14 protein-coding genes are annotated in these 22,554 nt (G+C 61.9%); 7 read left to right on the top strand and 7 right to left on the bottom strand.

Annotated elements, in window-relative coordinates; translation table 11 throughout:
• Positions 1-58 precede the first annotated feature (58 nt).
• The 3 genes from D0Y96_RS03510 to D0Y96_RS03500 all read left to right on the top strand — a co-directional run bounded on the left by D0Y96_RS03510 (position 59) and on the right by D0Y96_RS03500 (position 6,989).
• Complete coding sequence (locus D0Y96_RS03510; RefSeq protein WP_158562154.1) at positions 59-3,601, top strand: TonB-dependent receptor domain-containing protein; 3,543 nt, start codon at positions 59-61, stop codon at positions 3,599-3,601.
• Positions 3,602-3,756: 155 nt separating this feature from the next.
• Positions 3,757-4,650: a Nif3-like dinuclear metal center hexameric protein gene (locus tag D0Y96_RS03505; RefSeq protein WP_117297917.1), complete on the top strand. Its 894-nt coding sequence runs from the start codon at positions 3,757-3,759 to the stop codon at positions 4,648-4,650.
• A 14-nt stretch (positions 4,651-4,664) separates the two neighbouring features.
• Positions 4,665-6,989, top strand: a complete 2,325-nt coding sequence (locus D0Y96_RS03500) for a tetratricopeptide repeat protein (RefSeq protein ID WP_117297916.1) — start codon at positions 4,665-4,667, stop codon at positions 6,987-6,989.
• 6 nt (positions 6,990-6,995) lie between these two features.
• Here the strand turns inward: D0Y96_RS03500 and D0Y96_RS03495 are convergent, their stop codons facing one another.
• Both D0Y96_RS03495 and D0Y96_RS03490 read right to left on the bottom strand, forming a co-directional pair.
• Positions 6,996-8,789, bottom strand: coding sequence for a sulfite reductase subunit alpha (locus tag D0Y96_RS03495; protein WP_117297915.1), 1,794 nt, complete (start codon positions 8,787-8,789; stop codon positions 6,996-6,998).
• Between the two features lie 2 nt (positions 8,790-8,791).
• The gene (locus tag D0Y96_RS03490; RefSeq protein WP_117297914.1) at positions 8,792-10,582 is read right to left on the bottom strand and encodes a NirA family protein; all 1,791 of its coding nucleotides are present in this window, start codon (positions 10,580-10,582) and stop codon (positions 8,792-8,794) included.
• Positions 10,583-11,314: 732 nt separating this feature from the next.
• Between D0Y96_RS03490 and D0Y96_RS03485 the strand changes: the two genes are divergently transcribed.
• Positions 11,315-12,814, top strand: coding sequence for an alginate export family protein (locus D0Y96_RS03485; RefSeq protein WP_117297913.1), 1,500 nt, complete (start codon positions 11,315-11,317; stop codon positions 12,812-12,814).
• Between the two features lie 201 nt (positions 12,815-13,015).
• Positions 13,016-14,710, top strand: coding sequence for a uroporphyrinogen-III synthase (locus D0Y96_RS03480; RefSeq protein WP_117297912.1), 1,695 nt, complete (start codon positions 13,016-13,018; stop codon positions 14,708-14,710).
• A 33-nt stretch (positions 14,711-14,743) separates the two neighbouring features.
• On the opposite strand, the gene D0Y96_RS03475 is transcribed toward D0Y96_RS03480, so the two are convergent.
• Both D0Y96_RS03475 and D0Y96_RS03470 read right to left on the bottom strand, forming a co-directional pair.
• The gene (locus D0Y96_RS03475) at positions 14,744-16,930 is read right to left on the bottom strand and encodes a molybdopterin oxidoreductase family protein (protein ID WP_117297911.1); all 2,187 of its coding nucleotides are present in this window, start codon (positions 16,928-16,930) and stop codon (positions 14,744-14,746) included.
• On the bottom strand, positions 16,927-18,468 hold the full coding sequence (locus tag D0Y96_RS03470) for a DmsC/YnfH family molybdoenzyme membrane anchor subunit (RefSeq protein ID WP_117297910.1): 1,542 nt from the start codon (positions 18,466-18,468) through the stop codon (positions 16,927-16,929). The genes D0Y96_RS03475 and D0Y96_RS03470 overlap by 4 nt, the downstream gene beginning before the upstream one ends.
• 676 nt (positions 18,469-19,144) lie before the next feature.
• Here D0Y96_RS03470 and D0Y96_RS03465 point away from each other — a divergent pair.
• Together D0Y96_RS03465 and D0Y96_RS03460 are read left to right on the top strand one after the other, a co-directional pair.
• Positions 19,145-20,452: an MFS transporter gene (locus tag D0Y96_RS03465; protein WP_117297909.1), complete on the top strand. Its 1,308-nt coding sequence runs from the start codon at positions 19,145-19,147 to the stop codon at positions 20,450-20,452.
• A 51-nt stretch (positions 20,453-20,503) separates the two neighbouring features.
• Positions 20,504-20,665 (top strand): MHYT domain-containing protein, encoded by a 162-nt coding sequence (locus tag D0Y96_RS03460; RefSeq protein WP_158562153.1) that lies wholly within the window; start codon positions 20,504-20,506, stop codon positions 20,663-20,665.
• A gap of 36 nt (positions 20,666-20,701) precedes the next feature.
• Here the strand turns inward: D0Y96_RS03460 and D0Y96_RS03455 are convergent, their stop codons facing one another.
• From D0Y96_RS03455 to ispD, 3 genes are all read right to left on the bottom strand, one after another.
• Positions 20,702-20,977, bottom strand: coding sequence for a hypothetical protein (locus tag D0Y96_RS03455; protein WP_199480160.1), 276 nt, complete (start codon positions 20,975-20,977; stop codon positions 20,702-20,704).
• Positions 20,978-21,043: 66 nt separating this feature from the next.
• Positions 21,044-21,649 (bottom strand): 2-C-methyl-D-erythritol 2,4-cyclodiphosphate synthase, encoded by a 606-nt coding sequence (gene ispF, locus D0Y96_RS03450; protein ID WP_117297908.1) that lies wholly within the window; start codon positions 21,647-21,649, stop codon positions 21,044-21,046.
• A 53-nt stretch (positions 21,650-21,702) separates the two neighbouring features.
• Positions 21,703-22,422 (bottom strand): 2-C-methyl-D-erythritol 4-phosphate cytidylyltransferase, encoded by a 720-nt coding sequence (gene ispD, locus D0Y96_RS03445; protein WP_117298035.1) that lies wholly within the window; start codon positions 22,420-22,422, stop codon positions 21,703-21,705.
• Between the last annotated feature and the right edge of the window lie 132 nt (positions 22,423-22,554).

Below are 22,554 nucleotides of genomic sequence, written 5' to 3'. Positions count from 1 at the left end.
GAAAAAAAAGGATTTTTCCGGATTATCCGTATCACTGAAACAAATTCGGGAGGCAAACATGAAAAATGATAAGGCGGCCGCGCCCGTCCGAAACGGGATCACCGCTCCCGATCGGTCTATGAAGGTTCTGCACTTCTTCCTGTGCATGACCTCCGTCCTGTTACTTATCCTTGCCGGATCATCCGCAGGCGCCCAAACCACCTTTGGCTCCATCCTTGGAACCGTTACCGACCCCAGCGGAGCCGCCGTTCCCGGAACGACCGTGACGCTGACCAACCTCGGTACCGCGGCCACCCAGCAGGTGCAGTCCGACTCCAACGGCAATTATCAGTTCGTGAACCTCATGCCGGACAACTACAGCGTCGACTTCCAAAAGTCCGGATTCACTCGCCTCAAGCGGGATTCGATCACCGTTACCGTGCAGGCCGCGGTTCGCGTCAATGCGCCGCTGCAGGTCGGCAATGTCAGTCAGACTGTGAACGTAACCTCGCAGGCCCCGATGGTCGAAACGCAGCCCGGCTCTCTGAACCAGCTTGTCGAAGGCCAGCGCGTGCAGCAGATGCCGCTCAACGGACGCAACGTGCTCAACCTGCTTGAGCTGGCTCCGGGCGTTATCCCGCAGGGCTCAGTCAGCGGCAACCCTCTGGGCAATCAGTCCAACGGCTCGCTGACCAACAACACCGGCTTCGGCAACTATCAGATCGGCGGCGGCATGGCCAACCAGAGCGCCTTTTATCTCGATGGCGTGCCGCTCAATACCACCTATATCAATAGTCCGGCACTGGTCCCCACGCAGGACGCGGTTCAGGAGTTCCGCGTGGACAGCAACGCGGTCAGCGCCGAGTTCGGCCGCTTCGCCGGCGGTGTTGTCAACATGGCGACGCGCTCCGGTACGGATGCCTTTCACGGCAGCGCCTATGAGTACATCCGCAACCGCGTCCTGAACGCGAATACCTACTTCAACGACCTTGGCCATGTGCCCACGCCGGCCTTCACGCAGAACCAGTACGGCGCCACCATCGGCGGGCCCATCAAACACGAGAAAGTCTTCTTCTTCTTCTCGTGGGAAGGATTTGCCTTCCGCAGAGGCAACCCCATCACCACCACAGTCCCCACGCAGCGCATGAGGAACGGCGACTTCGGCGAAATCTCGTCGCAGATCTACGATCCGACCACAACCTGCGGGGTCTCTGGAGCGCCGGCCTGCCCTCCAGGACAGACCATCCCTCGCCAGCCCTTCGCGGGTAATCAGATTCCGATGGACCGTCTGGACGTTACAGCAAAGCAGTTGATGACCTACTACGGGCTGCCGAATCTGCCCGGTACCATCAACAACTTCGCCACCAATGAAACCATCGGCGGCAATACCAGGCAGTACAACGCTCGTATTGACTGGACGGCCAGCGAAAAGCAGCGCCTCTTTGCCCGCTACACCTGGTGGAGCGGCACCAGCAATCCGGCCGATCCCTTCGGCACCCACTACGGTGGCCTGGCCAGCTACACCGGCAATCAGGATTTCGTCGTCGGCGATACCTATACCTTCAACCCCACCACCATCGGCGACTTCCGCGTCTCCTATGTGCGTGCTACCGACGGTTTTGTTCCGGAGCAGTTCGGCGATCCTCTGGCTCCGTTCGGCCCCAACTGGTCCGCTCTGGCCTCGCAGTTGACCATTCCGGTCACGCCGATCATGTCCATCTCCGGCTTCTTCGGCTTTGGCGGCACCTACAACCGCTCCTTCGTCAACGATTATTCGATCTCCGGCAGCATGACGAAGATCCTCGGACGTCATACGCTCAAGTTCGGTGGCGAGGTGCGGCGCAACGACTGGAACTTCGAGCAGGGCACCAGCTCCGGCGGCAGCTTCAGCTTCGATCCAGGATTCACTGCTGCAAGAAATTCAAACCTGTCCTCCTCAGCTCAGGGAGGATATGCCTTCGCTTCGTTCTTCCTCGGGTATCCGGCCACCGGTACCCTCGCGGGTGTCGCTCCTGTCGATTCGCTCCAGTATTATGGAGCCCTCTACCTGCAGGACACCTTCGCCGTCAATCGCCGTCTGACCATCACCCCGGGCATTCGCTGGGACTGGCCGGAGGGTTCTACCGAGAAGCATGATCGTCTGACCATCCTGCAGCCCAATGCGACCGATCCGCTCGGCGCCGCGGTTGGCCTGCCGCTCAAAGGACAGATCGCGCTGGTCAACAGCTCTGCCTATCCGGACCGCACGCAGCTTGCAGGGCATCACAAGCTCTTTGCTCCTCGTGTGAACGCGGCCTGGTCTCCGAACGACAATCTGTCCATCCGCGCCGGCTACGGTCTCTCCTGGATTCCGCCGGACATGATCAACTACAGCATCTCGCCCTTCCAGTCGCCGGTGAATGCGGCAACCACCTCGATGGTATCTTCCGTCGGCGGCACATCGAGCCTCATCCCGTCGGCTACTCTCAGCAATCCCTTCCCGCAGGGACTGGTTCCAACCATTGGTCACAATCCGGCCGAGCTGAGTGTCTTTGAAGGTCAAAGCGTCTCCTCGCCGATTCCCAATGAACCGTATGGATACGCGCAGCAGTGGAACTTCGAGCTCCAGCAGCAGCTGCCCGACGACTGGGCCTTTGACATCGCCTACGCCGGCTCCAAGGGTACGCATCTCTCCTATTCAACGGTCCAGTTGAATCAGTTGCCGGATGCGGACCTTGCTCAGACGTCGGCTCTTGACCAGCAGGTAACCAATCCCTTTTACGGCCACATCGCCAGTGGTCTGCTCTCTTCGACAACTGTGTCACGAGGGCAGCTTCTGCGTCCGTATCCACAGTTCCAGAACTTCCAGGATACGGCGGGCCAGCGTGGCGGTTCGCACTGGTCTGCGCTCGAAACAAGAATCGTGAAGCGATTCAAAAACGGAGGCGTCCTGCAGGGCTCCTACACCTGGTCCAAGCTCATCAGCAATACCGATACGCTCACCAGCTGGCTTGAAAGCCACGGCACAGCCGGCGTGCAGGACTGGAACAACCTGAAGGGCGAGCAGAGCCTCGCCAGCTTCGATGTGCCCAACCGCGCAGTGATCAGCTATGTGCTCGAGCTGCCCTTCGGACACAACAAGCGCTTCGCCAGTAATGTCGGACCGGTGATGGATCGCGTGATCGGCGGCTGGACGGTGAATGGCATCACCATCCTTCAGTCCGGATTCCCTCTCGGTCTCACCACCGCTACCAACCTTACGGATTCGCAGGGTGGCGGCTCGCGGCCGAACGTAAACGCGGGTGTTCAGAAAAAGATGAACGGCGGTGCCGTGCAGCGCCTGAACAAGTGGTTCAATACGAATGCGTTTGCGCCGCCTCCTCAGTGGCAGTTCGGCAATGAAAGCCGTCTTGACAGCACGCTGCGCGACGACGGAATCGCAAACTACGATTTCACCGTCAGCAAAAATATTCCTCTGGCGGAGCGATTGAACTTCGAATTCAAAACCGAATTCTTCAATCTCTTCAACCGGCAACAGTTTGGCGATCCCAATACGCAGCTGGGCAGTTCCACCTTCGGCATTGTGAGCACCACACTCGGCAATCCTCGCCTCATTCAGTTCAGCGGCCGCCTGACCTTCTGATCGCTTCAGAAGACACGGCCATAGCGCAGTACTCTGGACGCCGGCAACCTCGATCCTTCGGGGAAGCCGGCGTCTCAGCAGCAGCATGAAGTTCCCGCAGCAGCACAATCTCAGATCGTGAGGCGCAGCCCTTGCCCTCTGCAATGGAGCAGTCAATGAGCCCACTCTCCCGGCGTGAGTTTGTCGTGGCAGGAAGCGCCTTTCTCTCTCAGCTCGCCGTCGCGCAGACTCCCCAGCCGAAACTCACCGCAGGAGAGGTCGTCAAACGGATTCAGAAACAGGTGGGAATTCCGTGGCGCGCGACGACGGTGGATGTCATCGTCGCGGGCGATGAAAATACGCCGGTCAATGGAATCGCCTCCGTCATGATGGCCACGCAGGATGTGATCGAGCGGGCTGCCGCCGAAGGAAAGAACATGATCGTTAGTCATGAGACGCCCTTCTACCTGCAGCAGGACAAGACCGACGACATCCAGGGCAATCCTGTTCTGCAGTACAAGCTCGATTTCATCCGGAAGCACAACATGGCCATCTTCCGCTTCCACGATCACTGGCACGCGCGGCATCCCGATGGAATCGCCGCCGGCATGGCGCACGAGCTTGGATGGGATAAGAATGTCGACGACCCCTCCAACCCCAGACGCCTCACCTTTCCCGGCACGCCGCTTGCAAAATTTGCGCAGGAGATGCAGACTCGCCTTCATGCGAGAACCATGCGTGTCGTCGGCGATCCCGGCATGCCCGTCCATCACGTTCAGGCCAGCTGGGGCTATCTGGGCAGGGAGCCAGGTATCGCGATGATCTCCAGGCCCGACGTCGACGTGCTGATCTGCGGAGAAACCCGCGAATGGGAGCTCGTCGAGTTCGCCCGCGACTGCGTCACCGAGGGGCAGAAGAAGGCGCTCATCGTCGTGGGGCATGTTCTCTCCGAACAAGGGGGAATGATTCTCTGCGCCGACTGGCTGAGATCGTTCATCCCCGAAGTGCCCGTCGCCTATATCCCCACGCCTGAACCGTTCTGGAACCCGCAGCACCCCGTCAAAGGCTGATACTTCAATCGGGGATGGCTAAAAAGCGCGACAAACCTCGTCCACCCACCCGTCCCGCCGGCGGAAGAGGCGAAAATACGCCTTCGCATTTGCGAAAGCTGTGGCCCGTCGCCGCCGTCATAGCGCTTCTTCTGCTTGCGGTGCTGTGGGGCTTGAATCATCACCGTCGCGCCGCTTCCGTCGAGGCAGAAAACAGTTATGTCGATCCCGCAGTCTGCATCTCCTGTCACCAGGATGTCGAGCAGACCTTCAGCCATACCGGCATGGGGCGATCCATTCAGAGTCCCTCCGCTGCCGGAGTCATCGAGGATTACCAGCACAAAAACACGCTGTACAACCAGCGCTCCGATACCTGGTACACCATGGTCGAGCGGGACGGATCGTTCTATCAGCGCCGCCACCAGGTCGGTCCCGACGGCAAAGAAGCGAACGTCCTCGAAGAGCGCGTCGATTACGTCATCGGCTCCGGAGATCAGGCGCGCAGCTATCTGCATCGCGATGCCGACGGACGCATCATTCAGCTGCCCGTAAGCTGGTACTCCGAAGAAGGCGGCCACTGGGCCATGACCCCCGGCTACGATCAGCGCGATCAGGAGGACTTCCACGGCGCCATCTCCTACGACTGCATCTTTTGCCACGATGCCTATCCCCGCCCCGCCGTAAGCCGCGACATTCTGGAGAGCGGCGAGCCCATCTTTGAAAAGCCTCTCCCCGAAGGCATCGACTGCCAGCGCTGCCACGGCCCCGGCAAAGCACACGTCGACGCAGCGCGCTCCGACAAATCGACGATCCTTCAGGTGCGCAGCGCCATCGTCAATCCCGCGCGTCTCAGCCGCCAGCGGCAGATGGAAGTCTGCATGGAGTGCCACCTCTCGACCAGCGGCAGCCAGGGAGAGAACGTCAGCCGCCGCTACGATCGCGGCATCTTCTCCTATATTCCCGGCCGGCCGCTCTCCGACTACAAGCTCTACTTCGACCGCGCCGATAACGAGCAGCACAAAAATGACTTCAAGGTCGCCGACGCCGCCTATCGTCTTGTCTTTTCCGCCTGCTATCGCAAAAGCGGCATGACCTGCCTTACCTGCCACAACCCTCATGTCGAGAAGCAGGGCCCGGCGGCCATTCCCGGCTATACAAAAATCTGCGAAAGCTGCCATCAGTCGGTCAAACACACCGTGGCGTTGCCTGCCGGGCAGAACTGCATCTCCTGCCACATGCCGCAACGGCGCGGACAATACGCGGTGAACATCGTGCTGACCGACCACTACATCCAGCGTGAGCGCCCGCAGGGCGATCTCACGGCGCATCTGCAGGAGCCCGAAGAAGGAGCGCAGCCTGCCGAAAAGCTCGCCCTCTTCTACCCCTCCTCGCTGCCGAAGACGCCGAAGAATGCACTGTACCTGGCCGCCGCTCAGGTCGAAAGCAATCCCGGCAACGCGGACAACATCCATGCGCTGCGGACTGCCATCGGGCAGGACAAAACGGCTCCCGCCGAAATTCTCGCCGCGCTCGGCAACGCTTATGCCGCTGACGGAAATGCTTCGGAGGCGGAGCAGTGGCTGGAGCAGGCTCGATCCCGCAAGCCCGCCTCACGGCCCATCGTGAAAGAGCTTGCCGAGGTGCTCTTCACCGAAGGAAAGTATCAGCGCGCCGCGGAAGTCCTGCAGCAGGTGTCGTCCACGCCGCCCTTCGACAGCGCGCTCCTCGCCGATCTCGGCAATGCATACGCCCGCCAGGGCATGCTCGATCAGGCACAGGCCGCGCTTGAGCGCTCCATCGCCATCAATCCTGAAACCGCGCAGGCCTACAATCTGCTCGGTCTCATCTCCATCCAGCGCGGAGACGACGCAAAGGCCGGCGGCTACTTCCGCGAAGCGCTCCTCTATCAGCCCGGCCTCGCCGAAGCCGATGACAATCTTGGAAAGCTGCAGATGGGGAATCAGGACTTCACCGGCGCCGAATATGATCTGAAGCGAGCCATCGCATCCGATCCGAAAGATGCCGACTCGCATCACAGCTACGGTCTGCTGCTGATGCTGAAGAATGCTTACGGCCCTGCCGCCGATCAGATGCGCCAGGCCATCGCGCTCAACCCTGGCGACGCCCTGACCTTCAGCGACCTCGGCGATGCGCTCGCTGCCGGCCGTCAGTATGCGGCATCAGAGCAGGCATACAGAGCGGCGCTGCAGCGTGATCCGAATCTCGCTCAGGCGAACCTCGGTCTGGGAACGCTCCTTCACCAGACCGGAGACGATGCGGACGCGCAAAAGTACTGCCGGCTTGCGTCCGCCAGCTCCGACCCGTCCATTCGCTCCGCAGCACAGCAGTGCATGCACTGAGAGGCGTCAGTAAATGTCGCGCTGATAGCGCTTGTTATCTTTGAGCGCCTGAACGTAGCTCTCAGCGGCCTCTTCCGGCATCTTTCCCTGCGTCTCGATAATGCGGCGCAGCGTCCGGTCCACGTCCTTCGCCATTTTGGAGGCATCGCCGCACACGTAGAGAAAAGCGCCTTCCTCCAGCCATCCCCACAACTGCTGCCCGTTCTGCATCATCAGGTCCTGCACGTAGATCTTCTGCTCCTGATCGCGCGAGAAGGCCGTATCCAGCCGGCTGAGGTGCCCATCCGCCTGCATGCCTTCCAGCTCCTCACGATACAGAAAGTCGGTGGAGGCGCTGCGCTCTCCGAAGAACAGCCAGTTCTTTCCCGTTGCTCCGATCGCGCGCCTCTCATGAAGAAAGGCGCGGAAGGGAGCAATCCCCGTGCCCGGTCCGATCATAATCACTGGAACCTTCGGGTCCTGCGGCAGGCGAAATTTCTTGTTCGCCTGGATGTAAATCGGCAGCCGGTCTCCGATCTCGATGCGGTCGGCCAGCAGCGTGGAGCAGACGCCGCCGCGGTCGCGGTCATGCGCGCGCCAGCGTACGACCGACACCGTCGTATGCACTCGCCCTGGGTGCGCCACCGGACTCGATGAGATCGAATACAGCCGCGGCGTCAGCAGCGACAGCATCTTCACCAGATCCCCCGGCGTCTGCAGCGCGTCGGGGCACTCTCTCAGCAGATCGACCAGATCACGCCCGTGCAGATACTGCTCGAGATCCGTCTGATTCTCCGGAGCCAGCAGCGCCGTCAGCTTCGTGCACTGCGCCGCCGCGGCATACTGCGAAATTATTTTGCGGCTCAGCCGGGAGATAGCGAAACGCCGAAGCAAAGCCTCGTGCAGCGTCATGCTGCCGGCCCTCGGAATCTCCACCATCTCGCTGCCGCTGAACGGCAGCGACGCAAGAACGGCATCCACAAGCCTGGGATGGTTCTGCGGAACCACGCCGCATGCGTCGCCCGCCTCGTACTGAATCGCCGAGTCCTCGATGGCAAAGTCCAGGTGAATCGTCAGCTTGCTTGAAGAAGGATGCGTCAGCGCGCGCTTCTCCGCAAGCGGCGACAGATACGGATTATCCCGCGTATGCGCCGGTCCTGCGGCATGTCCGGCCGTCGCGCCTGGAGCAGGCGTTTCGCCTGTGGCGGCTACAGCCTCGCCACTCGCAGGCATGCCCGGCGGAGACGCCAGCTCGCGAAGCTTCTTCACTGCGGCATCCTTCCATCCCGTGAAGGGAGCATCCACATCCACATCGCTGTCCACGCGGGGCAGAATGCGCGTGCCGCCCAGTGTTTCCAGCTTCGCGTCCAGCTCTTTTCCAAACTGGCAGAAATGCTCATAGTGCGAATCGCCCAGCGCGAGCACGGCATACGAGAGGCCGCCGAGCAGCGGAAAGTGTTCGACGCAAAGCTGCTGGTAAAACGGCTGTGCTGCATCCGGAGCTTCGCCTTCGCCATACGTCGAGACGATAAAGAGTGCGTACGTCTCAGCCGCCAGCGTGGCCGGAACATATCCTTCGAGAGAGCTCATCGAAACCGTGTGGCCCGCGGCCTTCAGTTCCTTCGCCAGTCTGCGCGCAAGGCCCTCAGCCGTTCCTGTCTGCGAGCCGTAGAGCACCGCCAGCCGCAGTGCCTGCGGCGCTTCCGCCGCCGGTGCCGGAGCATAGGAGTAAAGACCGGCAACAAACCCGTTCAGCCAGGCGCGCTGTGCCGGCGTGAACGGTGCATCCTCGGGAATAAAAGGCACAAGTGTCTGCGACATAATTACGCCTGCTCCTCAACAGCCATCAGGTCTTTCAGTTGCTCGATAGGGTGTCTGCGCGTAAACGCGAGAAACGATTCATCTCCCGCGCGCTTTTCAAAAAAGCCCCGGAAGAGTCTTTCCATCAGCGGTGGCAGATCTGCAAAACGAACTGCGGAGATCAGCTCGCGGCCAAGCCCCTGCCGGTCATCGGAGCCGCCGCCGATCAGCACCTGATAACCCTCATCGCCGCCGACCTTCGCGCCCATCAGTCCGATATCGCCGATGTAATGCTGCGCGCATGAGTGCGGGCAACCGGTCACATGCAGATTGACAGGCTGCATGATCGGGAAGAGCTCATCCAGAAAGCCTGCCAGAGCGATCGCATGCGTCTTCGTATCCGTTGCTGCAAAGCGGCAGCCTTTGTTGCCGGTGCAGGCCACCGCTCCTGCCGTAAACGCGCCGGCGGCATCGCTCAGCCCCGCATCCGCAATCGCCTGCCGCGCCGCCTTCAGCCTGTCTGCTGCGATATGCGGCAGAATCAGATTCTGCCAGACGGTAAGACGAATCTCGCCTGAGCCGAAGGTCTCCGCGATCTTCGCTATCGCGCGCATCTGCTCCGCGCTCAGCCTTCCCACCGGCACCGCAACGCCGATATAAAACATTCCCGGCTGCCGCTGCGGATGCACGCCCAGATGCCCCTGCTGATCGACAGCGGCACGCGGCTCGCACTCTGCGAGAGGGAAGCGCAGCAGCGGAAAATCGAGCCGCTTCTCCGTCTCCTCCAGAAATTTCTCCACGCCCCAGCGGTCGATCAGATATTTCAGCCGCGCTTTTTTGCGGTCCGTGCGGTCGCCGTGATTTGTGAACACCCGAATCATCGCCGCCGCAACGGCTACCGTCTGGCCCGGCGTCAGCAGAAGACCGCAGTCTTCCGCGAACTGGCGATGCCCGGTGATGCCGCAAAGCTGCACGCGAAAATAAACGCCCTCCGGAACACTGCGTCCCGGCGGAACACGCGTCGCGATAAAGGCGATGTCGTTGGTGTCCGCCACAATGCTCACCGCGCCGCCGCTGTCGAAGGCCACGTTGAACTTGCGCGGCAGCCCGTAAAGATCGCGTGAGTTAAGAATGTAGAAGTTCAGCGCCTGCGCCAGCGGAGCCACATCGAAAAGCTCATGCGGATCGAGGCCGCTCGTCGGCGTAGCCGTAACGTTGCGGATATTGTCCGCGCCCGTGCCGCGCGAGCTCATGCCCAGGCTCTGCACCGTTGTCAGCACGCGGATTATGTCCTTCGGCTGAAACTCGCGGATCTGCAGGTTGCCGCGTGTGGTGACGTGCGCCTCGCCCGCGCCCCATGCCTCGGCCATATCGGCCAGTCCGCGCATCTGGTGCGCCGTCAGAATGCAGCCCGGCGTCCGCAGCCGCAGCATAAACGAGTCCTGCGCCGGAGCGACATAGAACAGCCCGTGAAATTTAAAGCGAAAAAGATCGGCCGCTTCCGGAAAGCGGTTCTCTTCCGCATGCGCCAGAAGCTTGTCCCACACATCGAGCGGATTCTCTTCGCGCTTCCAGCGCTCTTCCCTGCAAAGGTCCTCGACCGGCGTGCCGAAGTAAGTCTCTTCCTTCGCCGCCGCCTGGTTATCGGCGCCCGAAGCCGCATCGGCCGTAATCAGTCCATTCGCCGTGTGCCCGGCAAAGAAGGTCTGTCCCCGCTTTGCAGCAGCGAGAAGAAATCCATCCAGATACTCCTTCTGTTCGAGCGTGAAAGTGTCCTGTAGCTCTCTGGGAATCGAGTCCGCGGGCGATGCCATGTTGTGTACTCCTCCAGGCGAAGACTGCGTTTGGCCATTCCACAGGCACAGATGTGCAAAGGAAAGGGTGCCGGCCCGGCGTGGGCCTGACGTCCGTATGGCTCGTCCTGGAGCAGTGAAAGAGCAACCGCGCCGCATGGCGCAATCGCTTCAGAGAAATGGCACAGGCGGGGTGCCATGGTACGAAACCGGAGGGGTCGGTGCTTTTGGCAGACCATCCAGAACCGGGATTCCGAGGAGTTTCGTCCCTTCACAGAATACTGTGCCTCGCATTGCGAAAACAAGGGTCTTTGTCTTCGATCTTTGCACCGCCGCATATTTCACGGCCTCCGTTGTCTCAGCCTTTCCATGCGCGGTCTTTATGAATATTGCTTGAAATGTCGAAATGCCTGTGCTATTGCTGTTCGAAAGCAACAGCTCCAAAGGACACCATGCTGTGTCCGCTGTTTGACCCGCAGTGATCTCTTCCGCTCTCCGCTGAGCAGCTTCGACATCGCAGCCTGATCCGGGCTCGCCTCCGACGCCTCTGCGCCTGTGTGTCTTTCAGCACCCGACGCAGCCGAGGCCTGATCGCAGGCCGCAGCTCTTACCTGAGTTTTAACTCGTCCCCGCGCTGTTTCGCAGCCGGGCGTCAGGTGGACGTGTACCCGAAGCACGATGCCATGCGGTGTGCATTCGAAGCATGCATTCAATGTGTATTCGAAACACGACATTCAACGATGAGGAGAAGGAATGTTCAGAAAGTATCGCTTTGCTGTATCTGTAGCTGTTTCGCTGCTCTCCCTGATTTCTGTGCGGACCTCTGCGCGCGCGCAGACGCAGCAGCCGTCATCGGGCACTCTTCCCGTCAGCATCTCCGTGTACGACCGCACCCGTGTCAACGCCTGGCAGTGGTTCGCCGCGCCGCCCGAGACGGAGACCTACGGTTACGCCGAATCTCTCGTTCGTCTCGGCGTCGCCCGGCGCATCCATCACTGGGACTGGCAGCTTGAGCTCTCGCAGCCCGCTGTTCTCGGCCTGCCCGATGATGCCGTCTCGCCCGTCACCGCGCAGGGCCAGCTTGGTCTGGGAGCCACGTATTACGCCTCCAATGCCAGCGATACCGATCCTGCCGCGGCCTTTCTCAAACAGGGATTTCTTCGTTATCACTTCCACGGCGGCGATAAAAACCTTCGCATCGGCCGCTTCGAATTCATCGACGGGCAGGAGACCCATCCGAAAGACGCCACCCTCGCATGGCTGCAGACCAACCGCATCGCGCACCGCCTCATCGGCAACTTCGGATTCTCCAACGCGCAGCGCAGCTTCGACGGTGCCGATGGCCACTATGGCGCAGGCCGCTGGGACATCACCGCCATTGCCGCCCGCGCCGATCAGGGCGTCTTCAACATGAACGGCAATCCCGAGCTGAACGTCGATCTTCAGTACCTCGCCTTCACTCAGACCACGGCCCATCAGCATCTTCTGTGGCGTGCCTTCGCCGTCGGTTATCACGATGGCCGCACCGGCCTCACGAAGACCGACAATCGCGCGCTCGCCGTCCGCGCCGCCGATCACGGCAACATCCGCATCGGCACCTGGGGCGGCAATCTTCTCGCATCCGCGCCCGCTGGCCCCGGCCGTTTCGATTTCCTCTTCTGGGGAGCGCTGCAGAACGGAAGCTGGGGAGCCCTCAGTCACAGCGCAAATGCGGCAGCAGTCGAAGGCGGCTATCAGCTCAGCAGCGTCGCCAGCGCGCCTTGGCTCCGCGGCGGATGGTTCCGCAGCAGCGGCGACAACAACGCGGCCGACAACGAGCACCACACCTTCTTCCAGATTCTTCCCACGCCGCGCATCTACGCCCGCATCCCCTTCTACAACCTGATGAACAGCACCGACGAGTTCGTTCAGATCATCGACAGCCCCTCCAAACGGCTCGCTCTGCGCAGCGATCTGCACTGGCTGCAGCTCACCTCCGGCAACGACCTCTGGTATCAGGGCGGCGGCGCGTACGACAATAAAGTCTTCGGCTACACCGGCCGCCCCGGCAACGGACACACCTCCTTCGCCTCCGTCGCCGATGTCAGCGCCGACTGGCAGGCCGCCAAAGATGTCGCCGTCAACTTCTATTACGCGCACGTCTCGGGCAAAAGCGTGATCGGCAAAATCTACCCCTCCGATCGCGATGCGCAGTACGGCTACGTGGAGCTGGTCTATCAGTGGGGCAGAGCGCAAAAAGTCTCCGCCAACTGATCCGGTCCCGCTCCCATCAAGCGAATCTTCTGTATCTGCCGGACAGACCTGCCTTTCCGGCCGGTTCAGGAGATCCACAAGTCCGCGAGGCAACGTCTCCGCTCTGTGCGCGCTATCAGAAATAGTTATGTGCGCGATAGGCCGCGCAGCATGCTGCGCATTTCCCGTGGCACGCGGCGCAATTTCGGTAAAGAATAGAGAATGGCGTTTGGCAGCTTCAATGGGTTACGGGTTCTGGCGCTCGAGAATCGTCGCGCTGCGGAGATCGAAAAGCTGATCCGCACTTATGGCGGCGAGCCGGTCGTCGCATCCGCTCTGCGCGAGATTCCACTCGAATCGAACCACGAAGCGCTGGAGTTTGCCGGGCGTCTCCTCCACGGCGAATTCGATCTGATCATCTTTATGACCGGCGTCGGCGTCAGGCGGCTCATGGAGATCGTCTCCTCCCGCTACGACCGCGCCCGCATCATCGAATCGCTGCGCCACGTAAAGCTGGCGACGCGCGGCCCCAAGTCCAGCGCCGCCGTGCGTGAAATGGGTCTTCCCGTCGCCGTCACCGCGCCCGAGCCCTGCACCTGGCGCGAGATGATCGACGCTCTCGACGGCGCCTTCGGCCCCTCGCTCGAAGGTCTTCGCGCGGCCGTGCAGGAGTACGGCACTCCGAACCCCGAGCTGCTCGAAGCCCTCACCCGCCATCACGTGCAGTACACGCGTGTCCCGGTCTATCAGTGGGCCCTCCCCGACGACCTCGAGCCGCTGCGGAATTCCATTCGCTCCATCATCGCCGGCCAGCTCGATGTCATCATCTTTCTCACGGCGATTCAGGTCTCCCATCTCTTCCGCGTCGCCGAGCAGATGAACGCCGCCGATGCGCTGCGCGAAGGCATGCGCCGCACCGTCGTGCTCTCCATCGGCCCCAGCACATCGGAAGAGCTTGCGCGCCACGGCGTCGAGCCCGACTTCGAGCCGTCGCACCCCAAGATGGGCTTCCTCATGAATGAGGCATCGGAGTTAGCGGCAAAGCTGCTTGAGGAAAAGCGCGGGCCCGCCCCTCACAGCGCCGTGCTGGCGCGTCTCGACACCGCCGCGCAGGGAAGCCGTCCGGCTCTTGTGCCTTCGCCGCGTGCAGCCTCACCGGCTCCCGCGCCCGCCGCCCCGCGCGACACGGAAGCGGCGCAGCCGCCCGACACACGCCATCTGAGCGCCATTCAGCTCGTACACGATATCGGCCGCCGGATGGCCTCCTCCGATCCGCTGCACGCCGTGCTCAGCCAGATCGTCGGCTTTATTGAAACGCTTCTGAGCTGCGACTCCTGCTTCATCTACGTGCTCGAAGAGAATCAGCTCGTGCTGCGCGGCTCGAAAAATCCCCACCCCGACGTCATCGATCACCTCGGCCTGAAGATCGGGCAGGGAATCACCGGCTGGGTCGCCGAGCACCGGGAGCCGGTCTCCATCGACTCCGGCGCGCTGCGCGATCCGCGCTTTCAGTCCTTCCAGGATCTTCCTGAAGATTCCTTCGAAGCCTTTCTGTCCGTGCCCATCCTCGCCCGCGGCGGCCTCGTCGGCGTCATCAACGTGCAGCATCGCCAGCCGCATCACTACACGCCGTGGGAGGTGCAGACTGTCTCCACCGTCGGCTTCCTGGTCGGCGCCGAAATTGAAATGGCTCGTCTTGAGAGCGAAAAGAACGCGCTCTCCGGTCAGCTTGAATCCCGCAAACTGGTCGAGCGCGCCAAGGGCCTTCTGCAGCGCGATCACAATATCAAGGAAGAAGACGCCTATCGCATGATGCAGAAGGAGAGCCGTCAGCGGCGCAAGAGCATGCGTGAAATCGCCGAGGCCGTCATTCTCAGCGACGAGCTTCGCCGCGCCGCAGCTGTTAAGCCCTCCTGACGCTGCGGTGTCTGCGCTGCCGTGTGCTCGCGCTTACGCTGACGCTGCCTTCTCCACGCGCACCGCGCACTGTTTGTAATTCGGCTCCCGCGAAATGGGATCGAAGATATCCTGCGTCACTTCGTTGATGTTCCATTCGGCAAAGTGGAACGGCACAAAGACCTGACCCGGTGCAATCACCTCGGTCACGCGCAGCTCCACCCTGCGCACCCGCCCGCGTGTCGACACGATATCGACCAGATCGTGCGGCCGCAGCATCAGCCGCTTCGCGTCCACCGGATTCATTTCCAGCCAGGCGCGCGGTGCGATCTGCTCCAGAATCGCAATCGCTCCCGTCTTCGTGCGCGTATGCCAGTGTTCGACCGTTCTGCCGGTATTCAGCACAAATGGATAATCCTGAGAGGGCTGCTCCGGAAACGGCTCCCATTCCGCGCAGATCAGCTTTGCTCTTCCATCCGCCGTCTCAAAGACGCCATCGGTATAAAGCCGCCGCGCAGCCGTCGGCGCCGTGTCTGCGTTCTTCGGGTACGGCCACTGAATGCCGCCGTATGCCTCCATCACCTCATACGTCATGCCGGAGTAGTCGCAGAGCCTTCCCTCCGATACACGCTTCCACTCTTCAAATGCGTCGCGTGGCTCCTTCCATCCAGGAAACAGCTCTTCTCTGCAGCCCAGCTCCCCGGCCAGGCGAAGAAAGATATCGAAGTCGCTCAGCGCCTCACCCGGAGGCGGCACCGCCGCATTCACCTTGCTCACGCGGCGCTCGGAGTTGGTGTACGTGCCTTCCTTTTCGCCCCACGCAGCCGCCGGCAGCACCATATGCGCCAGCACCGTCGTCGGCGTGGGATGAAAGCAATCCTGCACCACAAGAAACTCCAGCTCGCCCAGCGCCTGCTTCAGCACATCGATATTCGGAAACGAGACCAGCGGGTTCGTCGCGATGATCCACAGTGCGCGAATCTTCTTCCGCAGCACCGCGCTGATGATGTCCGGATACGCCAGCCCCCGCTGTGTCGGAATGCGCTCGACGGCCACGCCCCACAGGCTCGCCAGCTCTTCGCGGTCTGTTTCGTTCTCGAACTTGCGGTACCCCGGCAGGCTTGAGGTGAAGCCGGTCTCGCGCGTGCCCATCGCATTGCATTGCCCGGTGATCGAAAACGGCGATCCGCCCACGCGTCCCACGTTGCCCGTCAGCAGCGCGAGGTTATTGATCGCATTCACCGTCTCCGTGCCCTTGGAGCTGTGATTCACGCCCATCGTCCAGCCGATGAAAGCGCCATTCGCTTTGCCGTAAAGGTGCGCCACCCTCTCCAGCAGCTCCGTGCTCAGTCCCGTAATGCCGCTCACGTACTCCGGATCGTACTTATCCAGAAAGCGGCACAGCTCGTCGAAGCCGTTCGTGTGCCGGTCGATATATTCCCGGTCGATCAGCCCGTCCCGGATGAGAATGTGCGCGATGCCGTTGACCAGCGCCAGATCCGACCTCGGCTTTACCGGCAGAAAAATATCGGCCATCATCGCCGTCTTCGAGACACGCGGATCGGCCACAATCAGCGTCTTCTTCGTATTCGCATCCAGATGCTGGCAGAGGATCGGATGATTCTCCGCAATGTTGGCGCCGATCAGCAGAATCACCTCGGCTTTGGTGAAGTCTTCATAAGCGCCCGGAGGCCCGTCGCTGCCGAACGAGCGCTTGTACCCGGAAACCGCCGTCGACATGCAGAGCGTTGTATTGCCGTCGAAATTCGATGTGCCCAGCCCAAGCTGCACCAGCTTGCCCAGCGTGTAAAACTCTTCCGTAACCAGCTGTCCCGTGCTGATGACGCCGATCGCCTGCGGCCCGTACTTCTCCGCAACGCGGCGGAATTCGCCCGCCATCGTGCCCAGCGCCTCCTCCCACGAAATCCGCTCGAGGCCGTTCTTTCCGCGAAGGTGAGGATAGCGCGCGCGATTCTCCGCGTTCAGAACGTAGTGCTCCGCCAGCCCCTTCGGGCACAGCTTGCCGCGATTGACCGAATGGTTCTGATCGCCCCGCGAAGTCACGACCTTGCCCTCGCGCACGCCGATCTGCATCCCGCAGCCCACCGAGCAGTAGCCGCACGTCGTCTTCACCCACGTGTCCGCTACCCTCTGCGCGGAGATGTGCCCCACCGCCGCATCTTTGGCGAACGCATACTTCTCCCGCGCAATATCCAGTCCCAGCAGGCGGCGGATCTTCATGCGGCGTGCCTCCCCCGCAGATAGGGTGCGGCCATATTCTTCGGTACCACGCTCACGAAAAACAGATACCGCCCCAGCAACTCGGCTCCAATCGCCGCTGCCAGGCACGCCGCGCGAATCCACACACTGCCGGAGGCAAAGATCAGCGCGAGCGCAATCGCCGCCAGGCTGCCGAGGCGAAGCGAGAACAGGGAAAGCAGCCGGTGACGAAGCAGATCACCGGAGGCCCGCAGCTCGAAGACCGCCGAATGCCGCAGCCACAGGAACTTCACCACCTGCTGTATCAGCAAAGCCAGCACGCCGCACGTGGCGGCATGAATCAGCGTGTGCCTCGGCTTCGTTGTAAACAGCGACGCCAGCAGCGGCCCGGTAAAAGCGGCGCATAAATAAAACTCGAAGACCGTGTGGATGCTGTTCCACGCCGGCCGCGCCGCCACCACATACAACCGCGCGCTCGCATACACCGCAATCGCTCCCAACGCCGCCGCCGCCACGCCTGTCATCAGGCTCGCCCGCGATCCAATCCACAGCAGCCCGGCGTAAGCGATGGCCGCATTCGCAAAAAGCGAGAAGAAGAGCACCTCGCGGCTCAGCCACGAGCGACGCCACATACTGAGCGCGCGAAAGGCATAGATCGGCCTTCCCAGGTGCAGCGTCGACGCGCCCAGCGCGAAGAGCGCGATCAGCACCACGCCCGCTGCGGGAACGCGCGCGATCGTCGTCCGCGCAATCGACTGCGCAGCCGACATCGACGCAATCGCGCCCACCGCCATCTGCGTAAAGACGGTCATGAAGATCAGCGTCCAGTGCGCATGCTCCGGCTCCACGCGCGAAGTATCCACGCGGCCGATATCGCGCGGCAGCTGGTGCCGTATCGTCACCTTCGTCGTCGAGATGCTGTCATCGGCATTCGGCAGCCCCGGCGCGTTGGCCTGCCCGGCATATTCGCGCCGCCACTCCTCCTGGTTCACGATCTCAATGCGAATCGCCGCTTCCGGACACGACGCCACGCACGCCGGCTCGCGCCCGTCGGTCAGCCGCCCGTAGCACATGTCGCACTTGCCCACCACGCCGCGCTCCGGATTGAACTGCGGCACGCCATAGGAGCAGTTCCACGTGCAGTACTGGCAGCCGATGCAGCGCTCCGCATTGTGCAGCACAATGCCCGTCAGCGGATCTTTCGTGTACGCATTCACCGGGCAGCCGATCATGCATGTCGGCTCAAGACAGTGGTTGCAGCCCATCGAGAGATAGTGACGCATCGTATCCGGATAAACGCCGCCTTCGATCTCGCCCACGCGCCGCCACTGGATCTCCGCCGGATTGCCGTTCTGCTCGTTGCACGCCACCACGCAGCACTTGCAGCCGATGCACTGCGTCATATCCAGGTGAAAGCGGAACTGTTCGCCGGGAAGAGGCATCCTGCCCGGCGTAAGCTGCACGGAAGGCCACGCGTTCTGCGCATCGGTGATCTGCGTCAGCAGAAACTGTTCTCCGGCATCATCTTCTTTTGCCCGGATCAGCAGAGGCAATTCCATATCCCCTCCACGCCTCGAAGGCAGGCGGCGGCACTCGCGTAACAGATGCGCGTGAATGAACGAAAAGTCGGTCCGTCGAAAGCAATCAGCTTTCGGGGCACAGGCTCATCGTGGAGAGATCCAGCCGGCACAGACCTGGTGCCGGCGAAGGAAGGTATTGCGATCATACTGCAGCACGGCCACCCACACAAGAGAACTCTGCGCAGGGCAATGGGTCAGCTGGAAGGGTACGGGCTCCAGCCCCGGAGGGACGATATTTCCGCAAGCTGATCCACCGCCTGCCACAAATGCATCCTCTGCGCGCACGCCGCAATCTTTCCTTGCCACGCAGGCGGCACTGCGATACTCTCGCCTGAACAGCTTCCTGTTTTTCGGCACCATGCCTGTGCCGGTTCTTCTCGCCGTGATCCGCGCGAGAGTTTACGTCGGAAAAAGATTCGCGCCCTGAACGCGCAAGCCTCGAACGAGCATCGGTCGATCCGCTGCGGCTGAGTGTGCCGTCTCATGAAGACATGCGCACGCCCACGCTGCATGAAGACACCGCTGCATGGAACAAACGTTCGCCGTGCCGATGCATGAGCCTCCGTCGCAGCCGCAGCGATGCACACACTGCGCTCGCGCAACAACCCGCTCCATCGGCAGGCCGTTTCAACTCCCTCACTGGAGAAGAGAAGCGATGACTACGCATAAGGTCGAGCAGCTCGTTATTGCAACGCTGGGTTTTTTCTGGTGCTTCCTCATGTGGTTCTCTACCGCCGCATTCAGCCCCGGCATCGCGGCGCATTACCACCTCAGCATCAAATCGCTCGGTCTGCTCGCCAGCTCCGCCATCTGGATGGCTCCCATCGGCCGCATCGCCGCCGGCTGGGCCTCCGACCGCTTCGGCGCGCCGCGCACCTTCGCGCTGCTTCTCGCAGGCTGCGGCCTCATGTCGATCGCTTCGGCATTCACCGTGGACTATCGTCTGCTCTTTGCCGAGCGCATCTTCGTGGCCATCGCCGGCGTTTCCTTCGTCGTCGGCATCCAGCACGTCGCGCAGTGGTTTGATCCTCATGAAATCGGCACCGCCGAAGGACTCTACGCGGGCACAGGCAATGCCGGCGCCGGCATGGGCGCCCTGGTGCTGCCGCGCCTCTTCGGCACGCATTATCAAAGCGCGTTTCTGTGGATGGGCGTCGTCGCTCTCTTCATCGCGGCGCTTTATCTGGTGCGCGGCCGCGCCGCCAAAACCACCGGGCAGCGCGATCTGGTGCGTGGTCGCAGCGGCATGCGCGACACGGCATTCGTATGGAGCCGTTACATCGCCATCGCGCTCATGCTCGCCTACGCCATGTCCTTTGGTCTTGAGATCTCACTCAACGCCTGGCTGCCCGGCTACTTCACGCGCGGCTTCCACGACGCCATCCAGTCCCTCGGCTTCACCGGTGTTGTCGGCCTGCAGATCGCTGCCGGAACCTTCGCCGCGGTCGAATCCTTCACCGCGTCGCTCTTTCGTCCCTTCTCCGGCTTCATGTCCGATCTCTTCCAGCGCAAAGGCTGGACGCCTCTGCCCTTTATCGCGCGCAACCTGCCCTACGCGCCGCGCCTGCACTGGCTGGGCACTTCACTGATCCTCATCACGCTTGCCACCAGCGCTCTGGCCATCGCCGGTCTCTCCGGCTCGCTGCATCTCTCCGTGGCCGTTCTCATCATCATCGGCATCACCATCTCGTGCGGAACCGGCGGCACCTTCGCGCTCGTGCCGCTGCTGTTTCCCGATCGCCCCGGCACCGCTGCCGGATTCATCGGAGGCCTGTCGACAGCAGCCGGCATCGTCTACCCGCTCGTCTTCGCCGGAGGCTCGAACATCCACATCGGCTACCTGCACGTCGCCATGTTTCTCTTCGTGCCCTTCGTGATCTTTTATTTCTGGGCCGCTCGCTGCGAGCGTCATCCCGAAGAGCACGGCCTTCTGACGCGTGTCTTTGCCGCTGACGAAGCCTGACCCGCGGGCCGCAGCACTGCCGCACACCCGAACCGGAAAGAGAGGACCATCATGCATACGGCCGGCTCATCCACCGAACCCGTCGCTCATCAGCCCTGGTACAAATACGGCGTGGCCATCCTGTTTGCTGAGATGGCGATCGCCATCGCCGTCAGCGGCTATGCGCTCTGGCTCACCTTCCACGGTGCGGGCGGCGCGCCGCGCATGCACTGACGCGAAGATCTGCCGCCCGCGTCCGCGCGGCATCGCTCAAAGCTGTGGCGGCAGAGTCGACGGAGGATAGCCCGCCGGATACACCCGCTGCGCCGGAACCACCTTCCACTCGGCAAAGGCCAGCACGTAGAGCATGATGATGCCCACCAGCGGAACAAACATCAGCAGGCTCAGCCACGGCGTAAAGCCGGCCTTTTTCCAGATCATCCAGAAGGGAAGAATCACGATCACGGCGACGATCAGTACAAAGATCGGCATAATCGCCAGCATCGCGGCTGCGGCGTGCATGGCGTTGGCGGCATTCGGGTCCATGGTTCACCTCGGCGGAATCAGTTCCGCCTCAGCTTAGCGAATGCCCGCCGCGAAACAAAGCGAATTCTAGGTAATGTCCTCGGTGTCGAAGGGCGGTCGCACCGCAATGCCGTGTGCCTGGCTCACCAGGTCTTTCACCACGTCTTCTTCCTGCCGCTGCTCGTCGATCGCCGCCGTGATCGCGCGCAGATCTGCCGGTTCTTCGATGCGCTCCAGCAGCACAATGGCATGCGCCTGGGCCACATGGTCGGCGTTCAGACCCTCCGGGGTCTTCGCCTTGATGCCCACATCCGCGGGCTTCAGGTTCAGCAGCTCGGCCACGCGCTCGCGCAGCTCTCCGGCAATCGGGCTGATCTTGGGAGCCGCCAGCACCAGCGTCGTATCGACATTCACAATCTGATACCCCGCCGTCTGTACTTCTTCCAGCGCCACGTTCAGAAAGATGGCCGAATCCGCATCCTTCCAGCGCGGATCGCCCGGCGGAAAGAAGCTTCCGATATCGCCCGCCGAGACCGCTCCAAGCAGCGCATCGGTAATCGCGTGCAGCAGCACGTCTCCGTCCGAGTGGCCGGCCAGTCCCTCCGGGTGATCGATGCTCAGGCCGCCGATCTTCAGCGGCACTCCTGGCCTGAATGCGTGTGAGTCCCAGCCGTATCCGATCCGCATGCTCATAAGTTTGTGTTTGCCTGTTTCAGCTTATCGTGTGCCGGGCCTTCGTGCGCCTCTCACACCTTCACGGCGCGCCGCGACAGATAAAACTCGGCCAGCTCCAGGTCGCCCGGCTGCGTAATCTTGATATTCGACGCCGATCCGGCGATTACCGCCACCTGCGCGCCGGCCCGCTCCACCAGACTGGCTTCGTCCGTGCCGGCAAACTCGTCCTGAGCCGCCTCCGCGAAGGCGCGCTTCAGCAGTCCGCAGCGAAAGCCCTGCGGCGTCTGCGCCTGCACGATATACTCCCGCGGAATCGTCGCCGTGATAATCGCCCCATCGGCCGTGCGCTCCACCTGCTTGATCGTGTCCACAGCGGGCAGGCCCACAATCGCCGCTCCATGCCGTTCCACCGCTTCGATCACCCGGTAAATAATCCCCGGCTCGATCAGCGGACGCACAGCATCATGCACCAGCACAATATCGTCCTCTTCGCAGTCGAGAGAATGCAGCGCATTCGACACGCTCTCCTGCCGCGTATCGCCGCCCTCCACCACGCGCACTTTCTTTGCCAGGCCGTATTCGGCAATCTGTGCCGCCAGCCGTTCTTTTTCCGTCGCCCGCACGGCCACGTACAGCTCTTTTACTTCGGAGATCTGTTCGAAGGCGCGCAGCGCGTGAATCAGAATCGGAACCCCCGCCAGTTCGAGAAACTGCTTGGGTGCCGCAGTGGAATGCCCGGCCGCCATGCGCGTGCCCAGGCCAGCCGCTGGAAGAATGACAAAAACCCGCATAAACAAAGGAGTATACAGCAGAGGAAGCAGCGCATCGACTCGCCCCGCCTCTCCGCGTTTTTAATTCGCGCATGCGGCTCGAAAATCACGCCTGCATATATCAACCGCTGCCGCTTCCGGTACACTGGGCGG

The organism is Paracidobacterium acidisoli, from assembly GCF_003428625.2.
Taxonomy (GTDB): domain Bacteria; phylum Acidobacteriota; class Terriglobia; order Terriglobales; family Acidobacteriaceae; genus Paracidobacterium; species Paracidobacterium acidisoli.
This window is presented reverse-complemented; position numbering and strand designations above follow the sequence as displayed.

Excerpts from the sequence above, each read along its gene's own strand:
- D0Y96_RS03485 (WP_117297913.1), top strand. The coding sequence starts at position 11,315 with ATGTTCAGAAAGTATCGCTTTGCTGTATCTGTAGCTGTTTCGCTGCTC.
- ispF (WP_117297908.1), bottom strand. The coding sequence starts at position 21,649 with ATGAGCATGCGGATCGGATACGGCTGGGACTCACACGCATTCAGGCCA.
- D0Y96_RS03510 (WP_158562154.1), top strand. The coding sequence starts at position 59 with ATGAAAAATGATAAGGCGGCCGCGCCCGTCCGAAACGGGATCACCGCT.
- ispD (WP_117298035.1), bottom strand. The coding sequence starts at position 22,422 with ATGCGGGTTTTTGTCATTCTTCCAGCGGCTGGCCTGGGCACGCGCATG.
- D0Y96_RS03490 (WP_117297914.1), bottom strand. The coding sequence starts at position 10,582 with ATGGCATCGCCCGCGGACTCGATTCCCAGAGAGCTACAGGACACTTTC.
- D0Y96_RS03455 (WP_199480160.1), bottom strand. The coding sequence starts at position 20,977 with ATGGACCCGAATGCCGCCAACGCCATGCACGCCGCAGCCGCGATGCTG.
- D0Y96_RS03460 (WP_158562153.1), top strand. The coding sequence starts at position 20,504 with ATGCATACGGCCGGCTCATCCACCGAACCCGTCGCTCATCAGCCCTGG.
- D0Y96_RS03500 (WP_117297916.1), top strand. The coding sequence starts at position 4,665 with ATGGCTAAAAAGCGCGACAAACCTCGTCCACCCACCCGTCCCGCCGGC.
- D0Y96_RS03470 (WP_117297910.1), bottom strand. The coding sequence starts at position 18,468 with ATGGAATTGCCTCTGCTGATCCGGGCAAAAGAAGATGATGCCGGAGAA.
- D0Y96_RS03505 (WP_117297917.1), top strand. The coding sequence starts at position 3,757 with ATGAGCCCACTCTCCCGGCGTGAGTTTGTCGTGGCAGGAAGCGCCTTT.
- D0Y96_RS03495 (WP_117297915.1), bottom strand. The coding sequence starts at position 8,789 with ATGTCGCAGACACTTGTGCCTTTTATTCCCGAGGATGCACCGTTCACG.
- D0Y96_RS03465 (WP_117297909.1), top strand. The coding sequence starts at position 19,145 with ATGACTACGCATAAGGTCGAGCAGCTCGTTATTGCAACGCTGGGTTTT.
- D0Y96_RS03475 (WP_117297911.1), bottom strand. The coding sequence starts at position 16,930 with ATGAAGATCCGCCGCCTGCTGGGACTGGATATTGCGCGGGAGAAGTAT.
- D0Y96_RS03480 (WP_117297912.1), top strand. The coding sequence starts at position 13,016 with ATGGCGTTTGGCAGCTTCAATGGGTTACGGGTTCTGGCGCTCGAGAAT.